Below are 4,322 nucleotides of genomic sequence, written 5' to 3' on the forward strand. Positions count from 1 at the left end.
CGTCATTTATGCTTTGCAACGGAGCCGCCTTTTGAGGCGGCTCCGTTTTATTAAACAAACCTCCGATTTGTCTTCTCCCCATCACAGCTATACTTGCTCATTCTCAGTTGTATTTTCCTGCTTACTTTTACTCTCGCCCGGTGCACGAATCAGTAATATACCTAGAATGAACAAGGGTATAAATATCGTGAAAATCGTAGCAAAGGGTGTCCAGTTTTTGGTGAGGAAATCATTGACGGAAATCGTATTTGTGTAACATAACAGCGCTAGAGCGATCAAGCCAAATCCCATGGGTATGACATATGGTTTCGGATCCTTCAATTTGAATAGCTGGCAGAGCCCAATCAACGATGCATCAAACGTCAGCACAATCTTCATCACGATAGATAAAATCCAAATGAACATCATAATCCCTTCAATACGTTCAAGAAAATGGCCGATGTTAATATTTTTCGCCAGTACGTAGGCCGGAAATAATTGATTAGCGGTGACGGCAGCTCCCATTACGCCTATACATCCCACAGTAATGATGATCAGTACAATTCCACCGATTACAGTTCCCCATACAAAGCCTCGTCCTCTTTTTGCTGATTTCGCTACGTAAGGATAAATCATGAGCAGCACAATCATTTCCTGAAAACCGGAAAAGGAGAAGCCTGCTTTTACAATGGGCTTAAAGCCATACTCCAGTATGGGTTCAAAGTCTAGAAATTCTATTTGAGGGAAGATAGGTATGATTAGAAAGCAGAGCATAAAAAATAGGATCGGAAAAAATATTTGTACCGCACGGGAATAAACGACCATGCCTGCTCGTACGGCAAATATAACGATAATGACAAAAATAATTAATAATATTTCAATCGGAGTTTCCGGCAAGGTTTGTGTGGTTAGAAAAAAACCGAGATCCCCAATCATTAGAGAGGTGAGCAAATAGAAAAAAGCGATAAAGCAAAGACCGAATACATTGCCGATCCACTTTCCAAAAGCAAGATGGCACATCTCGATAAGTGTTTTGTCCCCATAACGGTTACCGAGACTGACATAAATGAGGACGCTTAGAGAGTTGAGACCGATTCCTACTATGGCTGCGATCCAAGCATCCTGTTTCGCTACCAAAGTAAGTCCTGCAGGCGTAATGAGGATGGAGGTACCAATCATGAAAAAAATGACTAATATCGTGAAACTGCGAACACTTAAAGTATCTGGCTTCATCATCGGTCTTTTCCTTTCAGGACATCAAGGAGTAGATTGCACGAGCGTAAGGAGATATTATTTTTTCTATCCATTCCAGAGGGTTAGGCGGTATGTTCATATACATGAAAGCCAGACTGCCAGAGGTTGCTGTTATCATAATGAATACAACCAGTAGAAGCTCTTTCATCCTGCGCTTGCCGAATAGGGGTGGGATTTCAACAATGGAAACCCACGTCCATGCACCGATTACACCTATCCATAACCACATAGCTGCCGCCACCTATTTTTTAATTGTGCTTCTAATAGACTGTACCGTAGTCCCAATTCGCCGAATAGTGCACTGAGATTGAACGGTGATATTCACATTTTCGAATATTTTATCCCAATCGTTAATGCCATGCCACATTTTCGGGTTGGAACGATGAAGTGCTGAACCAAATCCAAATATATCTGCTTTAACTTGCTTTTGAAATTTGTGAATCGTGCGGCTCAGTATATCTTCCAGTGTCTTATCGGCCAGCTTGTTTAATTTGGCTAACGTTTCCGGCTGAGTGATATCAAGCTCGCAGCTAATGTCTGTTATATCCTGCTCCGTTTTTAAAATGACTTCGAATGCAGGAGTTTCATTTTTCGTATTTACGCGTATATCCGTATGAGAGTGGACGACTTGAAGACTTACGTTCCCTTTGCTTTCCGGACATGCAATCGTGCCAGTTGTTTTGACAATATTATTTTGAATATAATTGAGCGCCTTTGTGTCGTTTTCATTCAGCCAGCCTACCATACGATCCCGTTTGAAAGCGGCCATACCGGTGTATTTGAGGATGACCTTTGGTTCAACATTTACAGCATCAGTTATTTTATCGCCTTTTGAAGGATTGCCTTCGATTTCGATAGCGGTTAAAGTCGCACCTTTTCCTTGCTGGGATAAATCTTGAATCAGCTTGTCCAATGTGATTTTTCCGGTTGCAGCCCATATTCGGTCAGAGGTCTCCAGCTTGGTGTACAAGTTATTCGCAGGAATCGGATCTATAGGGCTGTACATGTTTAAAAGTTCACTAGCTGTTGTTTTTTTAGCTACAATGAGATAAAAATCTGTTCTCATCTCACGGTTTCTTGCGATAAAATCAAGCGGCTTGCTGATTCCGCTGCGTGCCACTTCCTCACCTATAATCAATATCCGCAGGTGTGGGTAATAGAGCTGTCGTGCTGCTTTAACTGTCATTCTGCTGAGGGCATCCGGTATTGAAACGCCTATTGCTTCATAGGCGACTACTGGACTGTAGTGGTTTGATCCTGCTTGTTTATTGCTTACCTGGCCTGGATTAACAATCTGTACGGTTACATTGTATTTATCGCCTTTCTTATCGATAGCAAGCCCTACCACGATGCTAAGCTCGTTTAACTCATGTCTGCTCCAGCAAGCAGTCATGAGAATGGCGGAGATTAGAAGAACGATGACGACGAGCGCCAGCCTGAAAAATGAAGTAGAACGTATCATGATTTTTTCTGCCTCATTAGATTTTTTGGTTTAAGGCTTTTGGGGCGTGTAATCATGGAGCGCAATGGCATACGAAAAAGAGTATCTTTCTGATCTGTTCGGTTGAAGGGAGCTAGCGGCGCCATATAAGGAACGCCAAATGACGTGAGGCTGCATAGATGAAAAATGATCCCAATGATACAGATAAATACGCCGTACAATCCAAAGGATGCTGCCATGATCATCAGCAAAAACCGGATAATCCGAGCCGCAATGCCTAGATTAAAAGCAGGGAGTACGAAATTCGAAATGGCCGTTATGGAAACCACAATCACCATGGCAGCGCTGACGAGGCCAGCTTCTACAGCGGCTTGTCCGACAACCAGTGTTCCTACGATGGAGATCGATTGTCCAATCGTTTTTGGCATTCGTACACTGGCCTCACGGAGAATCTCAAAGGTAATCTCCATGACCAGCGCTTCTATAAAGGCTGGGAAAGGAACGCCTTCTCGCTGGCTGGCTAGGTTATAGAGCAATGTCGTTGGAAGCAGCTCTTGGTGAAACGTTGTAATCGCAATATAGAAAGAGGGTGTAATGGTAGCTATAAGAAAACACAAAAAGCGGAGCAAACGAATCAGTGTGCTGAAATCCGTCCGTTCGTAATAATCCTCGCTTGATTGAAAAAACTGCGTAAACAGTGCAGGAACGAGCAGTGCAAATGGAGTTCCATCCACCATAATCGCGACTCTTCCCTCCAGCAAACCAGCAGCAACCACATCAGGTCTCTCCGAATTAAATATGGTTGGAAAAGGTGAATATTTCTTATCTTGAATATGTTCTTCTATATAGTTGCTTTCAAGAATGCCGTCGATATCGATTTTCTGCAATCGTTCTCTAACCATTTCAAGCACACTATCCGAAACAAGATTTTCGATAAAAATGATCGAAACGTCAGTCTGAGTGACACTTCCTATTTTATAGGTCTCAAACCATAGGTGCCGACTGTTGATTTTTCTGCGAATCATAGCGGTGTTCCAACTCAACACTTCAGTAAAACCTTCACGGGGACCGCGCACCACAGATTGAACATTAGGTTCTTCCACCGCGCGTGCTTTCAAATCTTTTGTGTCAACAGAAAGAGCTTGCGCACAATTATCTAGAAGAAGGATGCTGTTTCCAGCAAGCAGCATTTCAAATACTTCATTAAATAAAGTCAGATTAAATACGGCACCTTCAGGAATGACACGATCTCTATAGTAGTCCATCAATTCTGTAGGGGTAGAATACTGATTGCTCTCATGGTTTCCCATATAGACGGATTGAAGCATAGAGCTTGAGCTTGATAACCCATCAATATATACAATAGCTCCATGGATAGGCATATTATTTGCTAAATTCACTTGGAAATGGCGTGAAACCAGGTCAGGGCTATGACCGAGATTATCCTGCAGCATTTTTAAATTAGTGTTTAAATCTGTTTGCAACGGCTGGTCATTAATGTTGTCTGTTGGATTAATCATCTGAGTACCTCTGATCTGATGGTTAATATGGTATGGTTTAGTTAGGATATCCTCATTTTCCATATAGATACATATTTGTTGTGGCAACATCACGACATTGGAGTTTATAATTGCAGTAACTGCTAAAA

4 protein-coding genes are annotated in these 4,322 nt (G+C 42.2%); all 4 read right to left on the reverse strand.

Annotated features, from left to right (window positions below):
• Positions 1-87: 87 nt before the first annotated feature.
• From AC1DSE_RS31080 to AC1DSE_RS31095, 4 genes are read right to left on the reverse strand one after another with little or no spacing between them, the layout of a single operon-like run.
• Positions 88-1,215 carry a GerAB/ArcD/ProY family transporter gene (locus AC1DSE_RS31080; RefSeq protein WP_441880319.1) on the reverse strand — a complete coding sequence of 376 codons (1,128 nt, stop codon included), beginning with the start codon at positions 1,213-1,215 and terminating at the stop codon, positions 88-90.
• A 13-nt stretch (positions 1,216-1,228) separates the two neighbouring features.
• Complete coding sequence (locus tag AC1DSE_RS31085; protein WP_477508942.1) at positions 1,229-1,462, reverse strand: hypothetical protein; 234 nt, start codon at positions 1,460-1,462, stop codon at positions 1,229-1,231.
• A gap of 12 nt (positions 1,463-1,474) precedes the next feature.
• Positions 1,475-2,695 carry a Ger(x)C family spore germination protein gene (locus tag AC1DSE_RS31090; RefSeq protein ID WP_477508941.1) on the reverse strand — a complete coding sequence of 407 codons (1,221 nt, stop codon included), beginning with the start codon at positions 2,693-2,695 and terminating at the stop codon, positions 1,475-1,477.
• Positions 2,692-4,194 carry a spore germination protein gene (locus AC1DSE_RS31095; RefSeq protein WP_477508940.1) on the reverse strand — a complete coding sequence of 501 codons (1,503 nt, stop codon included), beginning with the start codon at positions 4,192-4,194 and terminating at the stop codon, positions 2,692-2,694. The genes AC1DSE_RS31090 and AC1DSE_RS31095 overlap by 4 nt, the downstream gene beginning before the upstream one ends.
• Positions 4,195-4,322: the final 128 nt, after the last annotated feature.

It is taken from the genome of Paenibacillus sp. 01L418 (assembly GCF_056400045.1).

Coding starts and splice junctions, on each gene's coding strand:
- AC1DSE_RS31080 (WP_441880319.1), bottom strand. CDS start 1,215: ATGATGAAGCCAGATACTTTAAGTGTTCGCAGTTTCACGATATTAGTC.
- AC1DSE_RS31085 (WP_477508942.1), bottom strand. CDS start 1,462: ATGTGGTTATGGATAGGTGTAATCGGTGCATGGACGTGGGTTTCCATT.
- AC1DSE_RS31090 (WP_477508941.1), bottom strand. CDS start 2,695: ATGATACGTTCTACTTCATTTTTCAGGCTGGCGCTCGTCGTCATCGTT.
- AC1DSE_RS31095 (WP_477508940.1), bottom strand. CDS start 4,194: ATGATTAATCCAACAGACAACATTAATGACCAGCCGTTGCAAACAGAT.